The 24,435-nt window shown below is 55.9% G+C and carries 18 protein-coding genes; all 18 read left to right on the top strand.

Annotated elements, in window-relative coordinates; genetic code table 11:
- Positions 1-75 precede the first annotated feature (75 nt).
- The 18 genes from BLT02_RS05645 to BLT02_RS05550 all read left to right on the top strand — a co-directional run bounded on the left by BLT02_RS05645 (position 76) and on the right by BLT02_RS05550 (position 24,430).
- Positions 76-2,505: an SF1B family DNA helicase RecD2 gene (locus BLT02_RS05645; protein WP_092992441.1), complete on the top strand. Its 2,430-nt coding sequence runs from the start codon at positions 76-78 to the stop codon at positions 2,503-2,505.
- The gene (locus tag BLT02_RS05640) at positions 2,489-3,274 is read left to right on the top strand and encodes a ComF family protein (protein ID WP_092992439.1); all 786 of its coding nucleotides are present in this window, start codon (positions 2,489-2,491) and stop codon (positions 3,272-3,274) included. The genes BLT02_RS05645 and BLT02_RS05640 overlap by 17 nt, the downstream gene beginning before the upstream one ends.
- Positions 3,261-3,686 (top strand): hypothetical protein, encoded by a 426-nt coding sequence (locus BLT02_RS05635; protein WP_092992437.1) that lies wholly within the window; start codon positions 3,261-3,263, stop codon positions 3,684-3,686. Before BLT02_RS05640 ends, BLT02_RS05635 begins: the two co-directional genes overlap by 14 nt.
- A 13-nt stretch (positions 3,687-3,699) precedes the next feature.
- Positions 3,700-4,695, top strand: coding sequence for a hypothetical protein (locus BLT02_RS05630; RefSeq protein WP_092992435.1), 996 nt, complete (start codon positions 3,700-3,702; stop codon positions 4,693-4,695).
- Positions 4,696-4,766: 71 nt separating this feature from the next.
- Positions 4,767-5,792 (top strand): diadenylate cyclase CdaA, encoded by a 1,026-nt coding sequence (cdaA, locus tag BLT02_RS05625; protein ID WP_092992433.1) that lies wholly within the window; start codon positions 4,767-4,769, stop codon positions 5,790-5,792.
- Entirely contained in the window at positions 5,785-6,876 is a 1,092-nt protein-coding gene (locus BLT02_RS05620; RefSeq protein WP_175453707.1) for a CdaR family protein, read from the top strand. The genes cdaA and BLT02_RS05620 overlap by 8 nt, the downstream gene beginning before the upstream one ends.
- A 116-nt stretch (positions 6,877-6,992) precedes the next feature.
- Positions 6,993-8,696: a 2-isopropylmalate synthase gene (gene leuA, locus BLT02_RS05615; protein ID WP_092992429.1), complete on the top strand. Its 1,704-nt coding sequence runs from the start codon at positions 6,993-6,995 to the stop codon at positions 8,694-8,696.
- Between the two features lie 177 nt (positions 8,697-8,873).
- Positions 8,874-10,307: a proline--tRNA ligase gene (proS, locus tag BLT02_RS05605; RefSeq protein WP_092992425.1), complete on the top strand. Its 1,434-nt coding sequence runs from the start codon at positions 8,874-8,876 to the stop codon at positions 10,305-10,307.
- A 96-nt stretch (positions 10,308-10,403) separates the two neighbouring features.
- Positions 10,404-11,753 (top strand): CCA tRNA nucleotidyltransferase, encoded by a 1,350-nt coding sequence (locus tag BLT02_RS05600; RefSeq protein ID WP_092992423.1) that lies wholly within the window; start codon positions 10,404-10,406, stop codon positions 11,751-11,753.
- A gap of 293 nt (positions 11,754-12,046) precedes the next feature.
- Positions 12,047-12,322, top strand: a complete 276-nt coding sequence (locus BLT02_RS05595; protein WP_092992421.1) for an HU family DNA-binding protein — start codon at positions 12,047-12,049, stop codon at positions 12,320-12,322.
- 20 nt (positions 12,323-12,342) lie between these two features.
- On the top strand, positions 12,343-12,582 hold the full coding sequence (locus BLT02_RS05590) for an RNA-binding S4 domain-containing protein (protein ID WP_092992419.1): 240 nt from the start codon (positions 12,343-12,345) through the stop codon (positions 12,580-12,582).
- 102 nt (positions 12,583-12,684) lie between these two features.
- Positions 12,685-13,167 (top strand): septum formation initiator family protein, encoded by a 483-nt coding sequence (locus tag BLT02_RS05585; protein ID WP_092992417.1) that lies wholly within the window; start codon positions 12,685-12,687, stop codon positions 13,165-13,167.
- Positions 13,168-13,439: 272 nt separating this feature from the next.
- Positions 13,440-14,978, top strand: coding sequence for a tRNA lysidine(34) synthetase TilS (gene tilS / locus BLT02_RS05580; RefSeq protein WP_092992415.1), 1,539 nt, complete (start codon positions 13,440-13,442; stop codon positions 14,976-14,978).
- Between the two features lie 80 nt (positions 14,979-15,058).
- Positions 15,059-15,598 carry a hypoxanthine phosphoribosyltransferase gene (gene hpt, locus BLT02_RS05575; RefSeq protein ID WP_092992413.1) on the top strand — a complete coding sequence of 180 codons (540 nt, stop codon included), beginning with the start codon at positions 15,059-15,061 and terminating at the stop codon, positions 15,596-15,598.
- Between the two features lie 145 nt (positions 15,599-15,743).
- The gene (ftsH, locus tag BLT02_RS05570; protein WP_092992411.1) at positions 15,744-17,558 is read left to right on the top strand and encodes an ATP-dependent zinc metalloprotease FtsH; all 1,815 of its coding nucleotides are present in this window, start codon (positions 15,744-15,746) and stop codon (positions 17,556-17,558) included.
- A 394-nt stretch (positions 17,559-17,952) separates the two neighbouring features.
- On the top strand, positions 17,953-20,511 hold the full coding sequence (locus BLT02_RS05565) for a glycoside hydrolase family 13 protein (protein WP_175453706.1): 2,559 nt from the start codon (positions 17,953-17,955) through the stop codon (positions 20,509-20,511).
- A gap of 591 nt (positions 20,512-21,102) precedes the next feature.
- On the top strand, positions 21,103-23,457 hold the full coding sequence (locus tag BLT02_RS05555; RefSeq protein ID WP_092992404.1) for an alpha-amylase family glycosyl hydrolase: 2,355 nt from the start codon (positions 21,103-21,105) through the stop codon (positions 23,455-23,457).
- Positions 23,447-24,430: a LacI family DNA-binding transcriptional regulator gene (locus tag BLT02_RS05550; protein ID WP_092992402.1), complete on the top strand. Its 984-nt coding sequence runs from the start codon at positions 23,447-23,449 to the stop codon at positions 24,428-24,430. The genes BLT02_RS05555 and BLT02_RS05550 overlap by 11 nt, the downstream gene beginning before the upstream one ends.
- Positions 24,431-24,435: the final 5 nt, after the last annotated feature.

Below are 24,435 nucleotides of genomic sequence, written 5' to 3'. Positions count from 1 at the left end.
TTCGCCCCTAAAATTGCAAGCCCCGGGTAAAAAGCCTGATATACCCACCCCGCCATCCACGACCAGGAGACCCCCATGACCGCATACAAAGGCTTCGTATCGCACATTGTCTACCGCAATGAAGAGAACAGCTATACCGTTTTTGAACTGACACTGACCGGCTCCGACAACGGAAACAGGGCCGGCTCCGACAGTGGGACCAGGACCGGCACCGGCCAGGCGGGCTCAGCAGAGCAGCCGGACACCTCTGAGCTGGGTGATGTCATGACCTGCGTCGGCTATCCGGTCTCCATCAGTGAAGGCGAAAGCTGCGTCGTGGAGGGCGAATATACCACCCATCCTGTGTACGGAGAACAGCTGCGTGTCCGGTCCTATCGGATGATCGCCCCTGAGAACGCGCAGGCAATGTACCGCTATCTGGCCGCGGGGAGCATCAAGCGGATCGGGCCCGCCATGGCCGCCCGGATCATAAAAATGTTCGGCGACGACACTCTTCGGGTCATGGAAGAGGAACCGGAAAAGCTGGCAAGGGTAAAAGGCATCAGCCTGAACATCGCCAGGGAGATCGGCGCCCAGATGGAGGATAAAAAGGACCTGCGGGATGCTATGATCTTTTTGCAGAAATACGGGATCGGCAGCGCGCATGCTTCGAGGATCTGGCAGACTTATGGTATGTGCCTGTATGAGATCATGAAGACAAACCCCTACAGGCTCGCCGAGGATATCCGGGGGATCGGATTTGCGACAGCGGACGAGATCGCCCGCAGGATCGGGATCCGGGCAGATTCGGAATACAGGATCCGGAGCGGCCTGCTCTACAATCTGTTCATGGCTTCGGGAGAAGGCCACAGCTTTCTTCCCCGGGATATCCTCCTGAAGAGGACGGGCGAACTGCTCAGGCTTCCTCCCGACGAGGTCCTCCTGCAGATGGAGAATCTGGCGATCGAAGGGAGATTGAAGATCCGCTGGAGAGGGGAGGACCGGTCAGAGGCAGAGGTCTATCTCACCGGTGTATACCGGAGAGAACAGGAGATCGCCCGTATGCTGCTGGACCTGGACGCCCGTCTGCGGGGATCCTCAAAAGACAAGGCCGCTCTCCGGAAAATGGAGGACAGGATCTCCGCCCTGGAGAAGGAGGAAAAGATCACCCTCGATCCCCTGCAGAGGAAAGCAGTCCTGGAGGCGGCCTCCAATGCCGTTCTCCTGATCTCAGGCGGGCCGGGTACAGGCAAGACCACTACGATCAACACGATCATCCGCTTTTTCAAGGGGGAAAAACTGGAGGTCGTCCTGGCGGCGCCCACGGGGCGCGCTGCCCGGAGAATGTCGGAGGCGACGGGATATCCGGCCATGACGATCCACAGGCTTCTGGGTGTGCGGAGCCCTGAAGACAGTGATCCCGGGGAGGGCGGTTTCCCGGATGCGGGCAGGGAATATTCCGCCGGCGGCTCTGCCGGTGAAAAACAAGGCGGTTTTTCCTATTTTGAGAGGGGGAAGGATAACCCGATCAAGGCGGATGTCGTCATCATAGATGAGATGTCCATGGTGGATATGAATCTTTTCCACGCCCTGCTCATGGCAGTGCCCGCAGGGGCCCGCCTGGTGATGGTCGGGGATGTCAATCAGCTCCCGAGCGTCGGGCCGGGCTGTGTCCTGCAGGATCTCATAGAGTCCGGCTCCTTCCACACGATCATGCTCCGGCATATCTTCCGGCAGGCGAGCGAAAGTGATATCGTCATGAATGCCCACCGGATCCTGGAGGGGACCTCCCTCCCCATGGACAACAAGAGCAGGGATTTCTTTTTTCTCGAGAGAGACCAGGTCCCTGTGATCTATAAACACACTGTGCAGCTGATCCGGCAGATGCTGCCGGGATATGTGGGCTGCAGGCCTGAGGATATTCAGGTGTTGACTCCTATGCGGAGAGGGAACCTGGGAGTCGCCAGGCTCAACGAGGTCCTGCAGAGTGTGCTGAACCCTCCGGCCGCGGGGAAGCGGGAACATGAAGACCACGATACGGTCTTCCGGGAGGGGGACAAGGTCATGCAGACCCGCAACAATTACAGTATCGAGTGGGAGATCCGCGGCAACTTCGGGATGCCGGTCGAACAGGGGACGGGGATCTTTAACGGGGATTTCGGAAGGATCATGGAGATCGACCCCGGCAGAAAAGTGATGACGGTCTGTTTTGACGACGCGAGAATGGTGGAATATCAGTTTTCCGACCTGGAGGATCTGGACCTGGCCTATGCGATCACGGTCCACAAATCCCAGGGGTCGGAGTACCCCGCGGTCATCCTCCCTCTTCTGTCGGGACCGTCGGGCCTGTTCAACAGGAACCTTCTTTATACGGCGGTCACCCGCGCAAGAAAATGCGTCGTCATGCTGGGCAGCCGCGGCGCGGTGGACAGGATGATCGCGAATACACAAAGGACACACCGCTATACAGGACTCCGGGAGAGGATCCTGGAGATGGGGGACGGAAAGGATGGAGGATTTTCGTGACAGGAGCAAGGAAATATCCGGACCGGGAAGACCGGCTCTGAGCGTTTTGACAGACCTGGTCTTTCCCCGCAGGTGCCCCGTGTGCGACAGACCGGTGAGAAACACGGAAGGACTCTCCGGAGCCCTGATCTGCCCGGAGTGCGAGCCTCTGCTGCACCGTGTCGCCGCACCCGTCTGCAGACGTTGCGGGAAACCCCTGCGGTCCGCCCGGCAGGACCTGTGCGGGGACTGCAGGGTGAGGCAGCATGTATATGACCGGGGCAGTGCGGTCTTTACCTATCACAGTGCCGCCGGTTCTTTATTCCGCTTTAAGTACGGAAGCAGACAGGAATACGGGAGCTACTTCGGGAAGTGTATGGCACTCAGGCTCCGGGAGACTGCCTGGCTTTTCCGGGAGCTGCCTGACTTTCTGGTCCCTGTTCCGCTCTCCGACCGCAAGATGAGGAAGAGAGGCTACAATCAGGCGGAGATCCTTGCCCGGGAAATGGCCCGCTATACGAAAATCCCCGTCCGGACTGACGTTCTCAGACGTGTCGAGGACACTCTGCCTATGAAAAATATGGACGTCAGCGCCCGCCAAAATAATTTGAAAAAAGCTTTTCATGCCTCTGGAAATGATGTAGAATTAAATTCGATTATGCTCATAGATGACATTTATACAACCGGCGCTACCATTGACGCCTGTGCCCTTGCCCTTTACAGGAAGGGAGCCCGGCGCGTCTGTTTTATGACGCTGGCGGTCGGAGAGGACAATCATGCTGAATTTTGAAAAGATCCGTCTGATGACCCGCCTGACAGTTTATGAAAAAGGACTGGGGATCGAGGACGAGAAGATTGCAAAATACTTTCGCAATGACTATGTATTTGGTGCACTGATCGGCTCCTTTGCCGCCGGTACCGTTGCATGGGGAATCTGCGCAGCGCTGTACTGCGGCTATTTTTTTGAGCAGATCTTTTTCTCTGTCTATGAAAACAAGCTCGGGCCGACGATCCGGTTCGCTGTGACAAGCTATGCGGTATTCATCCTTTTCTTCCTTCTGGTGACCTGGCTGGTCTACCGGTTCCGGAACCAGGGGTATATGGAGAGAAGATATTATTATGAACAGGACCTCGATACACTGCTCGGGATGTACGAAAAGGAACAGGAGCAGGTGAGGAACTGGATCAGAAAGAACGGCTGATTTTGGAGGACTCATGAACGATTCCGGAGGATTTATCGAACTCAGGGAAAACCTGATGACTTTTTATAAAAAACAGGAATACCTGCTGCAGCCGGTTTTCCGGTTTGCGCTTTCGCTGGGGCTCCTGCTTCTGCTGAGGGGCCATCTGGCCGTCCACGCAGCTGCCGGGGCAATCCTGAACAGTGTGCTGGTCAATATCATTCTTGCACTCGTCTGCTCTATGGTTCCCTACGGCGCAGCTGCCGGGATCATCGCTCTGGTGATGGTCTGGGAACTGTACAGCCTGTCGCTCGAGGCGGCAGGTATCTGTGCGGCGATTCTTTTGTTGTGCATTCTTTTGTATTTCCGGTTCGCGCCCCGGGATATCGTGATCCTGCTGCTGATGCCGGCTGCCTATGCGCTGAATCTGCATTACGCGGTGCCGGTCATCGCAGGTCTGCTGTTCGGACCCGGCGCGGCCGTCCCTGTAGTATTCGGCCTTATTTTTACAAGGTACGTGCTGCTGGTGGAAGAGAGCCTCCCTGAGATCAGCCGCGCCTCGGCAGGCGGGGGACTGACGGGCGCCGATATCCTGAACAACTTCCGCGGTCTCATAGACGGCATGATGGGAAACCGCCAGCTGATCATTCTGGCAGCATCCTTTGCGCTCACAGCCCTGGTCGTGTGTTTTATCCGTCATCTGATCATTGAACACGCCTGGGGAACAGCGATCGTTGCAGGTTTTGTCCTGGAAACGGCAGTCCTTATGGCAGGCGATATGAAGTTCGGGATCCATGTTGATTTCGTGCGGCTGCTCATCGGGATCATCCTGTCATTTATCCTGGTGCAGATCGTGAGCTTTTTTGCCTTCAATGTTGATTATCTTCGTGTTGAAAACGTTCAGTTTGAAGATGAGGATTATTACTATTATGTAAAAGCGGTCCCCAAGACGATCGCGCCCCTGTATGGAATACCTGCTGATCAGTCCGGCATGCCCTCCGGCAGTGCCGGGTCAGCCGGAGACCGGTAAGGGACAGCGGGGACCGGTACCGCTGACATCAATCCTGCCAGAAGACCGCAGGATGGAGAGGAAGACAGATCTTGAACATTCCCGGGATTGATTCTTTTTATATATTCATTTCCCAGCTCCGTATACCCGCCGTGAGATGGACGGATGTCGTAGAAGTCCTGATCATCGCGTATCTGGCCTATCATATTCTTTTGTGGATCAAGAATACCCGTGCATGGCAGCTGATGAAGGGAATCAGTGTTGTTCTGGCAATCGCGTTTGCGGCTGCCTTTTTCAACATGACTACTATTCTCTGGATCTTTCAGCATTTCGCCGGGATCGCGGTCACAGCCCTGGTCATTATCCTGCAGCCGGAATTAAGAAACGCGATGGAAGAACTGGGGCGAAGAAATTTTCTCAGCTCCATTTTCCGCATGGAACCTTCCAAAACAGAGGAAGGGCGTTTTTCCGACAGAACGATCAATGAGCTTGTGCGTGCCTGTACCGAGATGGGAAGGGTGAAGACCGGAGCTCTCATCGTGATCGAACAGACGACGCCTCTGGTTGAATATGCGCGTTCAGGTATTGATATCGACGGCATCGTATCCAGTCAGCTCCTGATCAATATTTTTGAAAAAAACACCCCTCTGCATGACGGAGCTGTCATCATAAAGGGAAACCGCATTGTGTCCGCAACGAGCTATCTGCCGCTCTCTTCCTCCAGACTCGACAAGAATCTGGGAACGAGACACCGGGCAGGCATGGGGATCTCCGAGGAAACGGATGCCCTCACCCTGATCGTATCCGAGGAAACAGGGTTTATCAGTTATACCTACAAGGGGCAGCTGTGGAACAAGGTGACGCCGGAAGAACTGCGGGGTGCGCTCATCCGTCTGCAGAACAAGCTTTCTGAAGAGGAAGTGAAAAACAGGAATAACGCCCGGTCGGCTTTCAAGTCGATCAGCGGTCTGGGATGGCAGGCGCTGCGGCGCTCGCGGTCCGGATCCGGGACGTCCGGCGCCGGCAAACCTTCCGAACCTTCCGGGGATGCTCCGGGACCGCCGGAAACCTCAAAGGAGCCCGTTTCCACGGGAGAGGAAGGAGGTGCGCATGATTGACAAGATTAAAAATCTTGATCCGAACTTCCGCCTCAAGGTCGTGTCTTTTTTACTGGCTGTAGTGATCTGGTATATGATCAACTATTTCAGCGATCCCGCCATCCGTATGACGGTCAATAATGTAAAAGTAGATATTCTTCATGGAGAGGTGATCGAGGACCGGGGAGATGTGTACACGGTGCTGGACAACACGGATGTCATCCCGGTCGTGACCCTGCAGGCCAAGAGATCTGTCATCGACAAGCTGGAGTCAAAAAACATTATCGCTACTGCGGATGCCCGCGATATGATGGACGACGGCTCTGTCCGCATTGTCCTGACAACGGATAAATACAGCAGCAGTATAGAGAGGATCTCGGGCAGCATCAGCAATGTCCTTTTGCGGGTCGAGCCGAAAGAGACCAGGTCGATCAACCTGGATGTGGATACGGAGGGAAGGCCTGCTGACGGATTTATCCTCTACGAAACTGCCGCGGAGCAGAATCAGGTCAGCATTTCCGGGCCCCAGTCCTATGTGAATGAAGTGGGCCGGGCCGCGGCCAGTGTCGACATCACAGGGGCGGAGAGGAGTATTAATTCCTATCCGGATATAACTCTCTATAATCAGGAAGGGATAGAAATCACGGCTGAGGAGATCAAAACGCACAAGCTGCATGTCAATATCTCCTCGGTAAAGGTGATCGCGACCATATACCAGACCAAGGAAGTCGGGATCACCTGCGGCTCGGAGGTGCCGCTCGCGTATGGCTATAAACTGGAGTCTGAACCGGTCGCTGAGCCGTCTTCGATTCTGATAGCCGGCGCGGCAGGCATCCTGCGGGACATTGATACTATTGAGATCCCGGCTGAGGATATCTCTCAGGAAACCTTGTACACCAACATGCACAAGCTCCTGAAGATCAGGAAATATCTCCCCGAAGGCGTGGTCCTGGCCGATGACAGTCAGGAAAACGTCACCGTTTTTGTCCGGGTCACCCTGGATACCGGAACGGAGGAGCCAGAAACAGACCAGCTGGATGAACAATCAGGAGAAGCCGCGACGGAGGCCTCCACGGAGACTTCTGCCGATTCCGATACCAAGTAACTGTTTCTTAATAACTTAAAAAAATAACTTAAAAAATCTGCATGTCTTTTTTCGATTACTTTGTCAAAAAGCCCTGGCAATGTAACGAATTAAAAATAGAAATGGAGTGATTGAAAATGCTTAACTATAAGAAGTACACCAAAAATCCCGTAGTTCATTATCCGGAGAGACAGTGGCCGGACAAGGAGATTGAGAAAGCGCCTGTCTGGTGCAGCGTCGACCTGCGCGACGGCAATCAGGCCCTGATCGATCCTATGGTCGTCAGTGAAAAGATGGAAATGTTCCGCCTTCTCGTCAAGCTCGGCTTCAAGGAGATCGAGGTCGGCTTCCCCGCGGCGAGCCAGATCGAGTATGATTTTCTCCGGGCTCTGGTCGACAACAACATGATCCCCGATGATGTCTATATCCAGGTTCTCTCCCAGTGCAGGAAAGACCAGATCGACAGGACCTATGAAGCGATCCAGGGATGCAAGAATGTCATTTTCCATATTTATAATTCCACATCGACCCTCCAGAGGGACGTCGTCTTTAACATGGACCGCCCGGGTATCATCGAGATCGCCCAGAACGGCACCCGCTGGGTGAAGGAAGGCAGGAATAAGTTTGACGGCAACCTCGTGTTCGAGTATTCTCCGGAGAGCTTTACAGGCACAGAGCTTGATTTCGCGCTTGAGATCTGCACGGCCGTCCAGGACATCTGGCAGCCCACGAAGGAAGAGCCGATGATCTTCAACCTTCCTTCGACTGTTGAAATGAATACGCCCAATGTCTATGCCGACCAGATCGAATGGATGAGCAGGCACTTCAAGGACAGGGACAGCATCATCCTCAGCATCCATCCGCACAATGACCGCGGATGCGGTGTGGCCTCCGCCGAGCTCGCCCTTCTCGCAGGGGCCCAGCGCGTCGAGGGAACGCTCCTTGGCAACGGCGAGCGGACCGGCAACGTTGATGTGCTGACCATCGCCTACAATATGTTCACACAGGGGATCAATCCCGGCCTCGATATTGAAGATATCAACGAGATCATCGATGTCTACGAGCGCTGCAACAAGATGCGCGTCGACGAGCGCCATCCCTATGCCGGCAAGCTGGTCTTCACAGCCTTCTCAGGCTCCCACCAGGATGCCATCAACAAGGGTATTGCAGCCATGAAGGAGCGCAAGTCCGAGATCTGGGATGTGCCTTATCTTCCCATCGATCCCTCCGACATCGGCAGGGTGTACGAGCCGATCATCCGCGTGAATTCACAGTCGGGCAAGGGCGGCGTAGCCTTTATCATGAGCACCTACTACGGCTTCAAGCTTCCCAAGGGAATGCATGCCGAGTTCGCAAAGGTCGTCCAGAGCATTTCCGAGAAGGTCGGCGAGGTCCCGCCGGAGCAGATCATGGAAGCTTTCCGCAGCGAGTATCTGTACAAGAACGAGCCTCTGCATTTCCGCAAGCTCCAGGTCGTGGATCTTTCCAACGATGTGAAGACCCCGTTCGATACCAGCGTCCGTGTCGACTACACCAATCACGGAGTCGCGGAGTCCTTTGAAGCGACCGGAAACGGACCGCTGGACGCTCTTCAGCGCGGCTTCAGGGAGAAATTCGGCTTCAACGTCCGCATCCTTGATTACGAGGAGCACGCTCTCCAGTCCGGTTCGGACTCCCAGGCGGCAGCTTATATCCACCTCCTCGACGCGGATACCGGCACCGTCACCTATGGCGTCGGCGTGAGCTCCAATATCACCCGCGCTTCTGTCCGCGCCGTGTTCTCAGGCATCAACCGCCTGGGCCTCGGCGAGAAGCAGCAGGGCATTTCAGATAATTATTGATCAATGACCGCCGGCCGGTACAGCGGCAGATCGTGGACGATCTGCCCTGTGCCGTCTCCCGGCGGATGGCACAGAGCGTCCCGGACATGACTGATCCGGATACCTCAGTCCGCATCAGCGGACCGGGGGTCTACGGACGGCCGCTGCTGCAGACGCTCCGGAAGGAAAGGAAAGAAAATGGCAGAACAGAAAAAACTCGTCGCGGAGATCACGGCGATGGATGAGGACTTTACACAATGGTATACAGACGTCTGCATTAAGGCGGGACTGATCGCTTATTCCAATATCAAGGGATTTATGGTCTACAAGCCTGCGGGCTATGCCATCTGGGAGGCGGTGCAGAAGCATCTTGACGCCAGGTTCAAGGCAGTGGGTGTGGAGAATGTTTATCTTCCCATGCTGATCCCGGAGAGGCTCCTGAGCAAAGAGAGCGATCTGGTCGAGGGCTTCGCGCCCGAAGTCGCCTGGGTCACGCACGGCGGCTCAGAGGAGCTGGACGAACGTGTCTGTGTGCGTCCCACATCCGAGTCTCTGTTCAGCGATTTTTACAGGGGAGAGATCCAGTCCTACCGTGATCTCCCCAAGATCTATAACCAGTGGTGCAGCGTTGTCCGCTGGGAGAAGGAGACACGTCCCTTCCTCCGTTCGCGTGAATTCATGTGGCAGGAAGGACACACCGTCCATGCGACCGCCGAAGAAGCAGAGGCGAGGACCCAGCAGATGCTGAACGTTTATGCCGATTTCTGCGCCGAGGATCTCGCGATCCCCACGATCAAGGGCAGAAAGACCGACAAGGAAAAATTTGCCGGCGCCGTCGCGACCTATACCATCGAAGCCCTGATGCACGACGGCAGGGCGCTCCAGTCCGGAACCAGTCATGATTTCGGCGATGACTTCGCAAAGGCCTATGGCATCCTGTTCACGGACAAGGACAACAAGCAGAAGCATGCCTTCCAGACCTCCTGGGGTCTGTCCACCCGTATTATCGGCGCCCTGATCATGGTACACGGCGATAATTCCGGCCTGGTGCTTCCTCCCCGAATCGCGCCCACCCAGGTCGTGATCGTTCCCATCCAGCAGCGCAAGGCCGGCGTTCTTGACAAGGCTTTTGAGCTGAAAGAAGCCCTGAGCAATTTCCGTGTCAAGGTCGACGACAGCGACAAGAGTCCCGGCTTCAAATTCGCTGATCAGGAGATGCGCGGCTTCCCGCTCCGCGTCGAGATCGGCCCCCGCGATATCCAGAACGGCAAGTGCATCATCGCCCGCAGGGATACAGGGGAGAAGGAAGAGTGTGCTCTGGAAGATCTGCCCGCCCGCGTCGGCGCCCTTCTGGACCAGATTCAGAAAGATATGTATGAGCGCGCGAAAAAACACCTTGAGGAGCATACCTACAAGGCAGCCGACCGCGCGGAATTTGAGAAGATCTTTGCCGAGAAGACCGGTTTCGTCAAGGCTATGTGGTGCGGAGAGCTCGCCTGTGAAGAAGAGATCAAGGAAAAATTCGGCGTGACCAGCCGCTGCATTCCTTTCGAACAGGAAACGATCTCAGGGACCTGTGTGTGCTGCGGAAAGCCTGCGAAAAAGATGGTCTACTGGGGCAAGTCCTACTGATCACTGATCCGGCAGCCCGTCTCACGAAGTGAGAAACAGGGCCTGAGACCGCTTCAGATGCAGAAAAAAAGGCCTGGAAGGAGGAGCAGCCCCGATATGAAAAACTATAGGATCGAGATTCCGGCAGGCGCTGCCCGCATCCTGAAGGTACTCGAGGCAAACGGATATGAAGCCTACGTAGTGGGCGGCTGTGTCCGGGACAGCCTTCTGGGGAAACAGCCGCATGACTGGGATATCACGACCTCTGCTCTGCCCCTTCAGGTCAAGGCCTTGTTTTCCCGTACGATCGACACGGGACTTAAGCACGGGACTGTTACTATCCCGTCGGGACGGGGGGAAGCCTATGAAGTGACCACCTACCGCATAGACGGGGAGTATCTCGACGGCAGGCATCCGTCAGAGGTCACCTTTACCGCCAGCCTCAGGGAGGATCTGAAAAGGCGTGATTTTACCATCAACGCGATGGCCTATAATGAAAAGGACGGCCTCCAGGACTTTTTCGACGGCATTTCAGATCTGGAGACCCAACGGATCCGCGCGGTGGGCGATCCCAGGAAGAGATTTGAAGAAGATGCCCTGAGGATCCTGCGCGCAGTGCGTTTTTCCGCCCAGCTGGGATACACAGTGGAGGAGGGGACTCTCCGCGCCATGCGGACGCTTGCGCCCACCCTCGCCCGGATCAGCGCGGAGCGCATCGCGGCAGAGCTTGAAAAGATCCTGGTCTCCCCTCATCCGGACAGGCTGCGCATGGCCTATGAATGCGGGATCACGGCAGTGATCCTGCCTGAATTTGACCGGTGCATGGAGACACCCCAGAACAATCCCCATCATATTTATAATGTAGGAGAACACACGATGTGTGCCCTCATGCAGGCGAGACCTGACCGGATCCTCCGCACCGCGATCCTTTTGCATGACGTGGGCAAACCCCTGTGCAGGTCCACAGATGAAAAAGGGATCGACCATTTTTACGGACATCCGGAGGCCGGCGCGAAGATCGCGGAGGAGATCCTCCGAAGGCTGAAGTCCGACAATGAGACCCGCAGGAAAACCGTGCAGCTGGTGCGCTGTCATGACCGGGAGATCCGGCTGACCCCCGCAGGAGTCCGCCGGGCCATCGTCAGGATCGGGGAGGACCTGTTCCCCCTGCTTCTGGAGGTAAAGGAAGCGGACATGCTTGCCCAGAGCACTTTCCGGAGAGAAGAAAAGAAGGCTCACATTGCCAGGGTCCGCGAACTGTACGCGGAGATCCTCGAGCATAAAGACTGCCTCACACTCCGGGATCTGGCAGTGAACGGAAATGATCTCATCTCGTACGGGGTCAGGCCGGGAAAAGAAATGGGAAGGATCCTCCATGAGATGCTGGAGGACGTTCTGGCAGAGCCGTCGCATAATGACCGCGAATACCTGCTTCAGAAATGGTCGATTGTTACCGGCCGTTCCTGACCGGCCTCGAAGGTTATCGTGCACACTCAGCGTGCAGACCCGGATAAAATGGCGTTGAAATGGTCGCTGAAAATGGGTTGAAAATGGTGCTGAATGGTCAGTCACCTCAGGTTGACAAACATAACCGAAAACAATTACAATAAAAAATACCCCCCTGTTCACATAACAGAGGCTTTATAAATTACAACTGTATCAATTACATTCAGGACCTGTAGATCACTGATCTGTACAAAATAAATGGATCTGCAGTTCCCCACCGGACCTGCTAGCAGGATATCATTTAAGGAGAAGATATGAACAAGGGACAATTCGTAGACAAAATTCGTGAGAAAACCGGACTCAGCGCTAAAGATGCAGAAAATGCATACAAGGCTTTTATTGAGACCGTAGTCGAAGCTCTCAGGGAGGGTGATAAGATTTCCCTCGTCGGTTTCGGTACTTTTGATATCGGTGAGCGGGCTGCCAGAGAGGGCAGAAATCCTCAGACAGGAGAGTCCATTCAGATCGCGGCTTCCAGAAGCCCCAGATTCAAAGCCGGCAAGGCGTTTAAGGATGCGGTGAACAGCTGATCTGCTGAAAGGATATAACCATGCGCCTGGACAAATACCTCAAGGTGACCAGACTGATCAAACGCAGGACGGTCGCGAATGAGGCCTGTGATAACGGGAGAGTAACACTTAACGGCAAGGTTGCAAGAGCGAGCGCCGAAGTAAAGCCGGGAGATATCATTGGTATTTCTTTCGGCGACCGCGAGACCAGGGCTGAAGTCCTTGAAGTTCGTGAAAACGTCCGGAAAGAGGAAGTTCAGGATCTCTTCCGCTATTGCTGACGAACCGCGCTGAACGCATTTTCAGCGCCGTCATAAGCAGTGCGGTTCCAGGTCACACCCTGGTCAGGGGCGGCCGGAAACGCGGCGTGAGGATCGGAGGAAATGAGCAAGACCATTCAGTCCACTGAAGAGGCCGGTACCACTTCTGAGAGAAGGCCGGCAGTCGTGAAAAAAGGGACCCATACCCGCAGGGGAAGCACCCGCAGGAAGGGGAGCAGGACCCGTGCATCTGCGGACCGCAGGAAGGCGGGGCGGCGGAAGAAGGCAGGCAGGACAGGGTTTTCCGGCAGCCTTCTGATACAGAATGACAGACAGAACCTGATCAGTATGGTCCTGGCTGTGACTGTCGTTGTCCTGATCCTGGCAGCAGTGATGGTCAACGGCATTTCCCTCAGAAAACGTCTCAAGGAGAATCTGGCACGCGAACGGGCTCTGGAGATCGAGATCCAGGCGGAAAGGGAGCGCGCTGCTGATATTGAAGAGTACCGAAAATACACCGGTACAGACGCATATATTGAAGAGATCGCCCGGGAAAAGCTGGGGCTGATCTATGAGGGCGAAACGGTTTTTAAAGAAGAACGGTAGTTAGAACGGTAGTTGCCTGGAAATATTTTGTATAAAAGGGACGCGCCATGCAGAGAGTGTATGGCGCGTCAGTTTCTATACCCGGAAATACCGGAGAAGCACGTCATGACGAGTCCCACAGGCAGGGAATGCCAGAGAAGCAGGGAACGACGGGCCCCACAGACAGGGAATGTCGGAGGAGCAGGGAACGACGGATCCCATAGGCAGGGAATGTCGGAAATGTACAGGGCTGCCATCTTCAATACACACGCCGGCGGAGCACGAATACGATCATGGATAAAAGCAGGAAAAAAACAGCTGGTTCCCGGGGAGAAGAGTTCTATTCCCGTGTGAAAAAATATATCCTGGAAAATAAAATGACAGATCCCGGAGAGTCGGTCGCGGCCGGTATTTCCGGTGGGGCGGATTCTCTGTGCCTGTTTATGATCCTGCTGCGGATCTCTGCGGAGCTGGGGATCCATCTGCATGCTGTGCATGTGCACCACGGGCTGAGAGAGTCGGCAGAGGGAGACCTCAGATTTGTGGAGGACCTGTGCCGGAGATATGATGTCCCCTGTACCTGTATTCGGGCGGATGCCGCCGCCCGGGCAAAGGTCTGGAGAACTGGAGTCGAGGAAGCCGGGCGGAGGATCCGGTACGAGGCTTTTGAACAGGTGCGCGCTTCTCTTGAAAGAGAGCGGGGGACGCCCTGCAGGATCGCGGTCGCCCACCACATGGAAGACCAGGCGGAGACAGTCCTTTTTCATCTGTGCAGAGGGACGGACCTGCGGGGGGCCGGCGGTATGCTTCCTGTCAACGGGAACCTGATCCGGCCGCTCCTTATGGAGAACAGAGCCTCGATCGAAGAGTATCTGACCGGGCAGGGCCTGTCGTGGAGAGTGGATGAGACCAACGAGGATACCTCCTATACGCGGAATTACCTGCGCAGGGAGATCATGCCCAGGCTGTCGGCAGGCGTAAATACTGCCTCAGCCAGGCACCTGGCCCGTTTTGCGGATTACTGTGCAGAGGCAGACCGGTATCTTGAAAAAGCGGCGGAAGAAGCCCTGTACAGATGTCTGGCGCCGGTCCGGGGGCCGGGTGTTCCAGAGGTTCCGGGGATCCCGGAAGGTCAGGAGTCTGCGGCGCCGGGGACAGACGCGGCAGCCGGGGTACTGGTCCTGAGGATCAGGGCTCTGGAGCGCGAAGACCCCTACATCCGGAAACGCGTACTCTACCGCGCTCTCTGTACCTGCGCAGACTCCGACCGGAGTCTCGGAGCAGTCCATGTGGAGGCCGCAGACCAGCTCTGCAGGGGACAGGAGAGTGCCAGGCTCTCCATGCCGGGAGGAGTCACGGTTTTCCGGGAGGCGGGCAGGCTCCTGATCTGCCCTGAAAAGCTTTTCCGGACGGAGGGGAGGCTGCCGGAGGAGGACTTTTATCCTGTTTCTCGGGATGCCTACAGCTGGCGGATCCTGGACTTTGACGGCGACCTTGCCGCAATTCCCCGAAACAAGTATACGAAATGGTTTGATTATGATAAAATGGCAGTGTTTCCTGATTTCCGGACCAGACAGGCAGGAGATTATATGAAGCTCTCGTCAGGAGCCGGGAAGCCGGAACTTATGACCAGGAAGGTCGCCAGAGTCATGCTCGACGCCGGGGTACCTTCCAGGTTCAGAGACCGAATCCTTTTCCCCTGCCGCGGGAAAGAAGCCTTGTGGATCCCGGGGATCCGAATGGGAGACAGCTGCAGGATCACCCCGGACACAAAGAGGATCCTGGAGATCACCTGCGCATTGGCCGGCATGGAGACCGGGCAGCCCGGGTGATGCGGTCATACACCCTTATTTACAGTTGTTACAGACCATCTTTTATATAAGACCATCTTTTATACAAGGGAGAATACAGGATGAACTTAAACAAAATAGAGGTGATGTTCACCGAGGAAGAGGTAAATGAAAGGATACGGGCTCTGGGAGAACAGATCAGCAGGGACTATGAGGGAAGGGAAGTCCACCTCATCTGCATTCTCCGCGGCGCCGTGTTTTTCATGTGCGAGCTGGCGAAACGGATCACGGTGCCCGTGACCTTTGACTTTATGTCTGTGTCAAGCTATGGCAGCTCGTCGACCTCGAGCGGGATCGTGCGCATCATCAAGGATCTGGAGGAGCCTCTCAAGGGCAAGGATATCATTGTTGTGGAGGACATTATCGATTCGGGCAGGACGCTGCATTTCCTGCAGGAGCTGTTCCGCACCCGCGAAGCCGCTTCTGTCCACCTCTGCACCCTGCTGGACAAACCCTCCCGCCGCGCCCCGGAGATCGACATTACGGTTGATTATCTCGGATTCCAGGTGCCGGATGCCTTCGTGGTAGGATGGGGAATGGATTTTGATCAGAGATACAGGAACCTGCCTTATATCGGCGTGATCAAAGAGACAGAAAAATAAGAAGAGAGCAAGACCCGCCCGTGTATCTGTTCCATGACTGAGCCCGCGGGTATTGCGCGATGAAGATTTAAGATAAAGATTTAAAAAGAAGCGTCAGTAGGAGTACATTTTGGATAAGACACCGACAAGAAGAAGTAATAACTACATGGGACTGGTCATCATGGCAGTCTTGTTCTTTTTGTTTTTTTCTCCGATCCTGAAAAATAACTTTTCTACAGGGGAGAGGGAATATACAAAAGAAGAATTCAGGAAAGATCTCCAGTCCGGCAGTGTCGAGGCTGTGGAGATCGCCCCGAACAAGGACAATGCGACCGGCTACGCGGTCGTGAAGCTCGGGGACAAAAAGAGTGAATATCTGTACGCGACGGTGATCTCGGACATTGAGGAGATGGCCCGGGAGGCCGGAGTGTATACGACAGTCCGGGATATCCCCTCGGAAAACCTTTTTATGACCAGCATTCTGCCGATGATCCTGGTCATGGGGATCTGCTTCTTTTTCTTTTACATGATGTCCGGCCAGAATATGGGCGGAAGCAATGCCCGGATGATGAATTTCGGCAAGAGCAAAGCCAGGCTGTCGACGGGTGAAAATGTGACCTTCAAACAGGTCGCCGGCCTGGAGGAGGAAAAGTCAGACCTGGAGGAGATCATAGATTTCCTGCGCAGCCCCGCAAAGTATACGAAGGTCGGTGCCCGGATCCCCAAGGGCGTGCTCCTTGAGGGAGCCCCCGGCACGGGCAAGACCCTCCTCGCCAGAGCAGTTGCCGGCGAGGCGAAGGTGCCGTTTTTCAGCATTTCCGGCTCTGATTTTGTGGAAATGTTCGTCGGTGTCGGCGCGTCCCGCGTCCGCGACATGTTTGAAGAAGCCAAAAAGAATTCCCCCTGCATCGTCTTCATCGATGAGATCGATGCAGTCGCCCGCCGCAGAGGGACAGGCCTCGGCGGATCCCACGATGAGAGGGAGCAGACCCTGAACCAGCTCCTTGTTGAAATGGACGGTTTCGGCGTCAATGAGGGCATCATTGTCATGGCGGCCACAAACCGTGTGGATGTCCTTGACCCCGCCATCCTGCGCCCGGGCCGTTTTGACCGCAAGGTCTCTGTCGGCCGCCCCGATGTAAAGGGCAGAGAGGAGATCCTCAAGGTCCATGCCGCCAACAAGCCTCTGGGCGATGACGTGGACCTGGCAGAGATCGCCCGCACGACGGCCGGTTTTGCCGGAGCGGATCTGGAAAACCTCCTCAATGAGGCGGCCATCGCCGCCGCAAAAGCGGACAGACCTTATATCGTCCAGTCCGATATCAAGAATGCCTTTATCAAGATCGGGATCGGCACGGAGAAAAAGAGCCATGTGATCTCGGAAAAGGAAAAAAGGATCACTGCCTTCCACGAGACCGGGCATGCCATCCTCTTCCATGAGCTTCCGGATGTCGGCAATGTCTACACGATCTCCGTGATCCCTACCGGTATAGGGGCCGGCGGCTATACCATGCCGCTTCCGGACCGGGATGAAATGTATTTCACCAGGGGGCGCATGCTCCAGGAGATCATGGTCAGTCTGGGCGGGCGCATCGCGGAGGAGCTCGTCCTTGACGATATCACCACCGGCGCGTCCCAGGACATCAAACAGGCGACTAACATCGCCCGCCAGATGGTCACCCGCTACGGCATGTCCCCGTCGATCGGTACCATCAACTACGAGCAGGGCGGAGAGGATGTTTTCCTGGGCTATGATATAGGGCATGAAAAGCGGAACAGTGAATATATGGCCGGAGAGATCGACAAGGAGATCCGGACGATCATCGAGGACTGCTACGCGAAGGCGAAAAAGATCATTTCCGAAAACAAGGATATCCTGTACCGCGCGGCTGATCTCCTCATGGAGAAGGAAAAGCTTACGGGAGAGGAATTTGACAGGCTGTTTCAGGACCGTGTGACTCCTGCGGAAGCCGGAGTGTGATCCTTACGGTTCATTCGCTGACCGGTCTCGAAGGGATCCGGTTGGCGGAGCAGCGCGTAGTTTATTCATACATGTTTGCGGGCACTCGCCCATGGCCACAAGTATGATCTCTTTTGTCCGACAGCTTTTTACGGCCATTCAGGACAGCCTGAACCCGGACCATGTACCAGACGCCTCTGCGGCCTCAGGCTGCGGGGGCGTAACCTTTTCAGAGAATATAAAGATTTTCGCCGTTCCGCCCGGGTTTCGAGACGGTCTGGAACTGCAGGGAACACATAGAAATGAGGCAGACGGTCACTCGTTGACCGGCCTGGAGATTTTTCACGTTTCCGGCCGTACCCCGGCAGGGGCTGGACGGGAACGAAAAGAGCGAGAGAGTTCAGAGGAATTGCTTATGTCTGACAGAGATAACAGGGAGCCTGCTCTCAGAGCGGTATTCAGTGATACAACAGCGGACTACATAACTCCTCCCTGTCCGAAGATGTTCGAGAAAGTCACCATCCGGCTGCGGATCGACGCGGGAGAAGCCCAGTCCTGTTTCCTGGTGACAGGGACCAGCTGGCTGCGCATGCACCGCGAGGAATCCGACGGCTGCTTCGACTATTACGCCGTGCAGTTTGAAGTCACAAAAACTCCTCTCAGATATTATTTTGAAATCATCTCCCGGGGGCGGAGGTTCCGCTATTCCCGGCGCGGAATACGCAATACGATCCGCCCCGAGGACTACTGGCATGTCATCCCGGGATTTGACCCGCCGCACTGGGCGGAGGGCGCAGTGCTGTATCAGATCTTTGTCGACCGCTTCTGCAACGGGGATCCCTCCAACGATGTACTGGACGGGGAGTATTCCTATCTGGGGAAACCCGTCAGGCAGATCCGCGACTGGGACCGGCCGCCATCCTCCTGTGGATACATGGAGTTTTACGGCGGAGACCTGCAGGGGGTGATCGATAAGCTGGATTACCTGCAGGACCTCGGTGTCGAAGGGATCTACCTGAACCCGATCTTTCTGTCGCCGTCCAGCCACAAATACGATACCCAGGATTATGAACATATCGACCCTCATATCGGCAGGATCGTCCGGGACAAGGGGAATCTGCTGTTCCCGGATCCATCCCTGCAGGGACAGAAGCCGAAGGGGGACCGGCCTGGCGGCAGAGTGCGGAGCCGGAGTCTGGCTTCCGGGACAGCGCATGGAACAGAACTGCGGAGCAGGAAATCCTCCTCAAGAAAAAAACTGACCAATCAGAATGCGGAGCGCTACCTGGTCCGGGTAACGGATCCGGCCAATCTCGAAGCGAGCGACAGGCTCTTTGCAAAGCTGGTCCGGGAAGCCCACTCGAGAGGGATCCGCGTCATCCTGGACGGAGTGTTCAATCACTGCGGCTCTTTCCACCGCTGGATGGACGCGGAGAAGATCTATGAGAAACTCCCGGACGGGATCAGGGGAGCCAAGGCGTCGCGAAGGTCGCCCTATGCGGAGTATTTCCGCTTTGCCAACAGTGAATGGCCTTCCAACGATACCTATGACGCATGGTGGAAATTCGAGACGCTTCCGAAACTGAACTATGATGGTTCCGAGGAACTCTGCCGGGAGATCATAAGGATCGGGAAAAAATGGGTCTCTCCGCCCTATTGCGCGGACGGCTGGCGGCTGGATGTCGCCGCGGACCTCGGCTATTCCCCCTCCTTTAACCATCAGTTCTGGAAACGCTTCCGGAAAGCTGTGAAGAAGGCCAATCCGGAGGCTGTCATTCTGGCGGAAAACTATACGGATTCCCAGAAATGGCTGCAGGGAGAAGAGTGGGACACCATCATGAACTACGAGTTTTTCATGGAACCACTGACAGGTTTTCTCACCGGGATGGAAAAACACAGCGATGCCAGGAGAGAGGACCTCTACGGTGATCCCACAGCGTTCTGGAGAGAAGCGGGAGGAATGAACCGGAATGCCCTGCCGGAAGCGGCGCTGAGGGTCAGCATGAACCAGCTCTCCAACCATGACCATTCCCGGTTCCTGACGCGCACCAACCGCGTCGTGGGGAGAGTCCAGAGCCTGGGCTGTGCGGCAGCCCTTCAGGGCACTCACATGGAGGTCATGCGCCAGGCAGTGCTCATTCAGATGACATGGCCCGGGGCTCCGACCATCTATTACGGGGATGAAGCGGGGCTGACAGGATTTACGGATCCCGACAACCGCAGGACTTATCCATGGGGACACGAGGACAAAGAGCTTATCCGGTGCCACAAAGATCTGATCGCCCTCCGGCGTGCCAGTAAAGCCCTGCGCAGGGGGTCTCTGGTGCGGCTCGCGGACGAAGACGGCGTCCTGGCCTATGCCCGGTTTTTCCGCGGCTGTGCCGGAAGGCCTTCCGGCGGGAACAGGAACAGCCCTGCAGGAATCCGTCCCGTCCCTGCGGAATCCTGGATCGTCCTTATCAATATCAACTATATTGAGATCGATTATGAAGCGGACGTTCTCTGCGCGGGGATTCCTCCGCAAGCGGAACTGGAATATGCTTTTCTGACCAGACGCGGGGGATTTATATCGGAAGAACCCGCCTCAGAAAAAAAGGCTTCAGGGAAAACCATGTCAGAAAAATCCGCGGCAGGCGGAACAGGAAAAGAAAAAACCGCCCCGGATGAATCCGCGGCAGGCGGAACAGGGGAAGGAAAAACCGCCCCGGGTGAATCCGCGGCAGGCGGAACAGGGGAAGGAAAAACCGCCCCGGGTGAATCCGCGGCAGGCGTATCAGGAAAAGAAAAAACCGCCCTGGGTGAATCCGCGGCAGGCGGAATAGGGGAAGAGAAAACCGCCCCGGAAGAATCTGTTTCAGAAAAACCGAAGGAGAAACTCCCGGGGAAGGTTTCCGTCCACGGGGGCTGGATCCGTCTCTGTCTTCCGCCGGAGTCAGGGATACTGCTCCGCTGGAGGCAGACAGAAAAAAGATAAATAAAAATGAGAGCAGGCACAGAGCCGCGGCAGAGCGGCAAAGTGCCTGTTTTCTTTTTCACTGCACAAGACTTGCGAGGGAGTCCTGCAGGCAATTATCCGCAAGATAATTACCCGGATAATTGCCTGCAGACAATTATCAGAAAGAAACTACCTGCGGTAAAGACCTGCGGACAATTATCCGTAAGAAACTTCCCGTTGTATGACCTGCGGACAATTATCCGAAAACATATTTCCAGCAAGTATTTGCGAGTGATTATTCGTCACAGATGAAGAAAACAATACCTTCTGCAGGATGTCTTTTGTGCAATTTACACAAATTTTATACTTTATCTTCATAGGTTTGCGAATTGCGGAGAGTTTATATATTTTTTATAATATAAAAAGTTATGAAAACGATTACATGCCGCGCTTCTTACAAAGGCTGACAGCCTGTCTGCTTCTGTTTGAGTACTGCGGCCATGTGAGGGCACAAGCAAATACCTGCAGCCGGCTGCTGTCTGCGGCCGCGAAAGAGTGTGGACAGTTTCGGCAGCCGGTTACAGTTCCGGCGGAGCTGCAGGGGTGATCACAGTCAGGAGGGATACGGAAATGTTTGAAGAAAAAAATTGGGAGCCGGAGTTTTCGGAACGGCTGGCCAGGCACTACGATGAGCTGAAATGGCTTTATGCGGAGCTCTACCATAACGACCAGCAGGCCTTTGAGTATTTCTGCGGCATGCTCCACGACTACTATGTGCAGAGATCGGATGCCCTCAAACAGTGGGATCAGATGAGGGAGGAAGAGACAGGCTGGTACAAGGGAAATGACATGCTCGGCATGCTTATGTACACCAACTGCTTTGCCGGCACGCTCAAGGGTGTCCGCGAGCACCTGGACTATCTGGAGGAATGCGGCCTTAACTACATTCACCTGATGCCCCTGCTGGAGAGTCCTGCAGGCAGGAGCGACGGCGGTTATGCAGTCGCTGATTTCCGCAAGGTGCAGCCTGAGCTGGGGACCATGGAAGACCTCGCCGATCTGGGCGATGCCTGCCATTCCCACGGCATGTGCGTCTGCCTTGACTTCGTCATGAACCACACGAGCGAGGACCATGAGTGGGCGAAGCGCGCCCGCGCCGGCGAAAAGGAATATCAGGACAGATATTTCTTCTATGACGACTGGGATATTCCGAATGAATTTGAAAAAACTGTCCCCCAGGTCTTCCCGACGACTGCTCCGGGCAATTTTACCTGGTGTGAGGAAGCCGGCAAGGTGGTCATGACCACTTTCTATCCCTATCAGTGGGATCTGAATTATGCGAATCCAGTGGTCTTCAATGATATGACTGCCGATATGCTCAACCTCTGCAACCACGGTGTGGACATCATCCGCCTGGACGCGACACCTTACATCTGGAAGGAACTGGGCACCGACTGCCGCAACCTCCCCCAGGTCCATACCCTGGTCCGTCTGATGCGCATGGCTACAGAGGTCGTCTGCCCCGGAACACTGCTCCTGGGCGAGATCGTCATGGAGCCCTCCAAGGTCGTTCCCTATTTCGGGACCCTGGAGAAGCCCGAGTGCCATATGATCTACAACGTGACTACGATGGCCAGCACATGGCACACCGTTGCGACCCATGACGTGAGGCTTCTCCGCCACCAGATGGAGACTGTTTTTGCCCTGCCTCACGAATATACCTTCCTGAATTACCTGCGCTGCCACGATGATATCGGCTGGGGCCTGGATTATAAATTCCTCAAGCAGTTCGGGATGGAAGAGGTCCCCCACAAGAAATTCCTCAATGACTACCTGACCGGTCAGGGCTATGACAGTGATGCCCGCGGTGAGCTCTACAATAATGACCCCCGCCTCGGCGATGCCCGCTTGTGCGGGACCACCGCATCCCTGTGCGGCATTGAGGCGGCGGAATATGAGGGCGATGAAGCCAAGCTGGACCGCTCGATCCGCCTGGATATCATGCTCCACGCCTTCCTGCTCACCCAGAGCGGCATCCCCGTTCTCTACAGCGGCGATGAGATCGGCCAGAAAAACGACTACACCTACCACGAGGATCCCCTCAAATGGGAGGACAGCCGCTACCTGCACCGCGGAAATCTGGACTGGGACGAAGTCGCCCAGCGCCACGATCCGGCGACCCGCCCCGGCAGGATCTTCAACGCCCTCCGCGTCATGGAAAAGATCCGCGCCGCCTATGACGTCTTTGAGAACGAAGCCGACACATGGATCGTCGAGCCCTACAACGACCACATCCTCGGAATCGGCCGCTATTTCAAAGGCCAGAAGCTCATCGCTCTCTTCAATTTCAGTGACAGCGACGAGACAGCCTGGATCGACGAGGCAGAGGACTATTACGACCTGATCACAGGCGAGCCCCGCGCCGCAAAGGCTGTCAGCCTTCCCGCCTATGATTTTGCCTGGCTGATGACAAACTTTAACGAGCCTTTTACGAAAAAAGATGTACCCCCGCAGAAGCCCGGATCCTCAGAATCTGAGGAGGAAAAGGTGACTGCTGACGCCCCTGCGGCAGAGAACCCGGCGGAGAAATCAGCAGAGATTCCTGCGGAGGCTCCCGCAGAGGTTCCGGCTGAGAAGGCAGGAGAGACCCCGGCGGAGGCTCCCGCGGAGCTGCCGGCGGAAGACGCCCCTGCGAAAGCGCCGAAGAAGCGGACCACCAGGAAGACCAAGGCTCAGAAGGAAGCAGAAGCGGCTCAGGCTGCCGGTCAGGAAGCTCCCGCTGAAGCCCCTAAAAAGCGGACCAGGAAGACCAAAGCCCAGAAGGAAGCGGAGGCGGCGCTGGCCGCCGGAGAAACCCCTCCTGCAGAGACGGCAAAGAAACGTGCCGCAAAGACAAGCGCTCCTGCGGAAAAAAAGACATCTGTAAGAAAGACCACGACAGGCAGGAAAAAAGAGCAAGGGACGACAGCAGGAAATGACAATTAAAGAAGTTGCGCAGCTCGCGGGGGTATCCCCCGCGGCTGTAAGCCGGTATATTAACGGCGGCTCCATCAGCGAAGAAAAGAGAGAGCGTGTCAGAAAGGCGATCGAGGAGACCGGTTACCGGCCCAATCCGCTGGCCCAGACGATGCGCACAGGCAGGATCAATCAGGTGGGGATCATCGTGCCCCGGATCTACTCGGATTCCGTCAGTCAGATCACTGCCGGCGCGTCCCGGAAGCTGTTTGAACGCAATTTCATGACTGTCCTGGGATGTACTGACCACAATACGGAAACAGAACTGCGCTATCTGGAGAGCATGCAGGAAAACCAGGTGTCAGGGATCATCCTGATGGGCACTGTATTTGACGGAAGGATCGAGGATGCGATCCGCCGCTGCCGCGTACCGGTGGTCATCACCGGACAGGATATTGAGGGCTTCCCCTGCATCTGCCATGACGATTTTCATGCCGTCAAGGACCTGACGACACTGCTCATAGCCCGGGGAAGGCAGAAGATCGTGATGATCAGCGCCCCCGAGGAGGATATCGCCGCCGGCCGCAACAGACGCTGCGGCGCGGAGGCGGCTCTGCGGGAAGCAGGCCTGGACATCCCCCTTCCCATAGAGACCAGTACTTTTGAAGCGAAGGGGGGAAAGACAGCCATGCAGAACCTCCTTGCCAGGCATCCTGACCTGGATGCCGTGGTCTGCGCCACCGATACCATGGCCATGGGCGCCCTCTGCGCCCTGCGCGAAGCCGGCAGGAACGTCCCCGGGGACGTGAGTATCGTCGGTGTAGGTGACAGCTGGGTCGACAATGTCTCCATACCCGGCCTGACCACAGCCCACTTCTTTTTCCGCCAGTGCGGTGAAGAAGCCGCGAGGCTCCTCCTGGAGCTGATCGATGAGGGAAAAGACGCCGGCCGCGTGCGCCAGACAAGGCTGCAGTATATGATCGTGGAGCGCGGTTCCGTCTGAGCTGA

Origin of the sequence: Sarcina sp. DSM 11001 (assembly GCF_900101015.1) — a bacterium.
Taxonomy (GTDB): Bacteria; Bacillota; Clostridia; order Lachnospirales; family Lachnospiraceae; genus CAG-791.
The sequence above is the reverse complement of the archived record's forward strand: the minus strand, read 5'-3'. Positions and strand labels throughout refer to the sequence as shown.

What these genes read in the sequence shown, in the direction of transcription:
- BLT02_RS05630 (WP_092992435.1), top strand. Translation starts at nt 3,700, where the DNA reads ATGAACGATTCCGGAGGATTTATCGAACTCAGGGAAAACCTGATGACT.
- BLT02_RS05600 (WP_092992423.1), top strand. Translation starts at nt 10,404, where the DNA reads ATGAAAAACTATAGGATCGAGATTCCGGCAGGCGCTGCCCGCATCCTG.
- leuA (WP_092992429.1), top strand. Translation starts at nt 6,993, where the DNA reads ATGCTTAACTATAAGAAGTACACCAAAAATCCCGTAGTTCATTATCCG.
- BLT02_RS05595 (WP_092992421.1), top strand. Translation starts at nt 12,047, where the DNA reads ATGAACAAGGGACAATTCGTAGACAAAATTCGTGAGAAAACCGGACTC.
- BLT02_RS05635 (WP_092992437.1), top strand. Translation starts at nt 3,261, where the DNA reads ATGCTGAATTTTGAAAAGATCCGTCTGATGACCCGCCTGACAGTTTAT.
- BLT02_RS05640 (WP_092992439.1), top strand. Translation starts at nt 2,489, where the DNA reads ATGGAGGATTTTCGTGACAGGAGCAAGGAAATATCCGGACCGGGAAGA.
- ftsH (WP_092992411.1), top strand. Translation starts at nt 15,744, where the DNA reads ATGGGACTGGTCATCATGGCAGTCTTGTTCTTTTTGTTTTTTTCTCCG.
- BLT02_RS05550 (WP_092992402.1), top strand. Translation starts at nt 23,447, where the DNA reads ATGACAATTAAAGAAGTTGCGCAGCTCGCGGGGGTATCCCCCGCGGCT.
- BLT02_RS05555 (WP_092992404.1), top strand. Translation starts at nt 21,103, where the DNA reads ATGTTTGAAGAAAAAAATTGGGAGCCGGAGTTTTCGGAACGGCTGGCC.
- tilS (WP_092992415.1), top strand. Translation starts at nt 13,440, where the DNA reads ATGGATAAAAGCAGGAAAAAAACAGCTGGTTCCCGGGGAGAAGAGTTC.
- hpt (WP_092992413.1), top strand. Translation starts at nt 15,059, where the DNA reads ATGAACTTAAACAAAATAGAGGTGATGTTCACCGAGGAAGAGGTAAAT.
- BLT02_RS05645 (WP_092992441.1), top strand. Translation starts at nt 76, where the DNA reads ATGACCGCATACAAAGGCTTCGTATCGCACATTGTCTACCGCAATGAA.
- BLT02_RS05590 (WP_092992419.1), top strand. Translation starts at nt 12,343, where the DNA reads ATGCGCCTGGACAAATACCTCAAGGTGACCAGACTGATCAAACGCAGG.
- BLT02_RS05585 (WP_092992417.1), top strand. Translation starts at nt 12,685, where the DNA reads ATGAGCAAGACCATTCAGTCCACTGAAGAGGCCGGTACCACTTCTGAG.
- BLT02_RS05565 (WP_175453706.1), top strand. Translation starts at nt 17,953, where the DNA reads ATGTCTGACAGAGATAACAGGGAGCCTGCTCTCAGAGCGGTATTCAGT.
- proS (WP_092992425.1), top strand. Translation starts at nt 8,874, where the DNA reads ATGGCAGAACAGAAAAAACTCGTCGCGGAGATCACGGCGATGGATGAG.
- BLT02_RS05620 (WP_175453707.1), top strand. Translation starts at nt 5,785, where the DNA reads ATGATTGACAAGATTAAAAATCTTGATCCGAACTTCCGCCTCAAGGTC.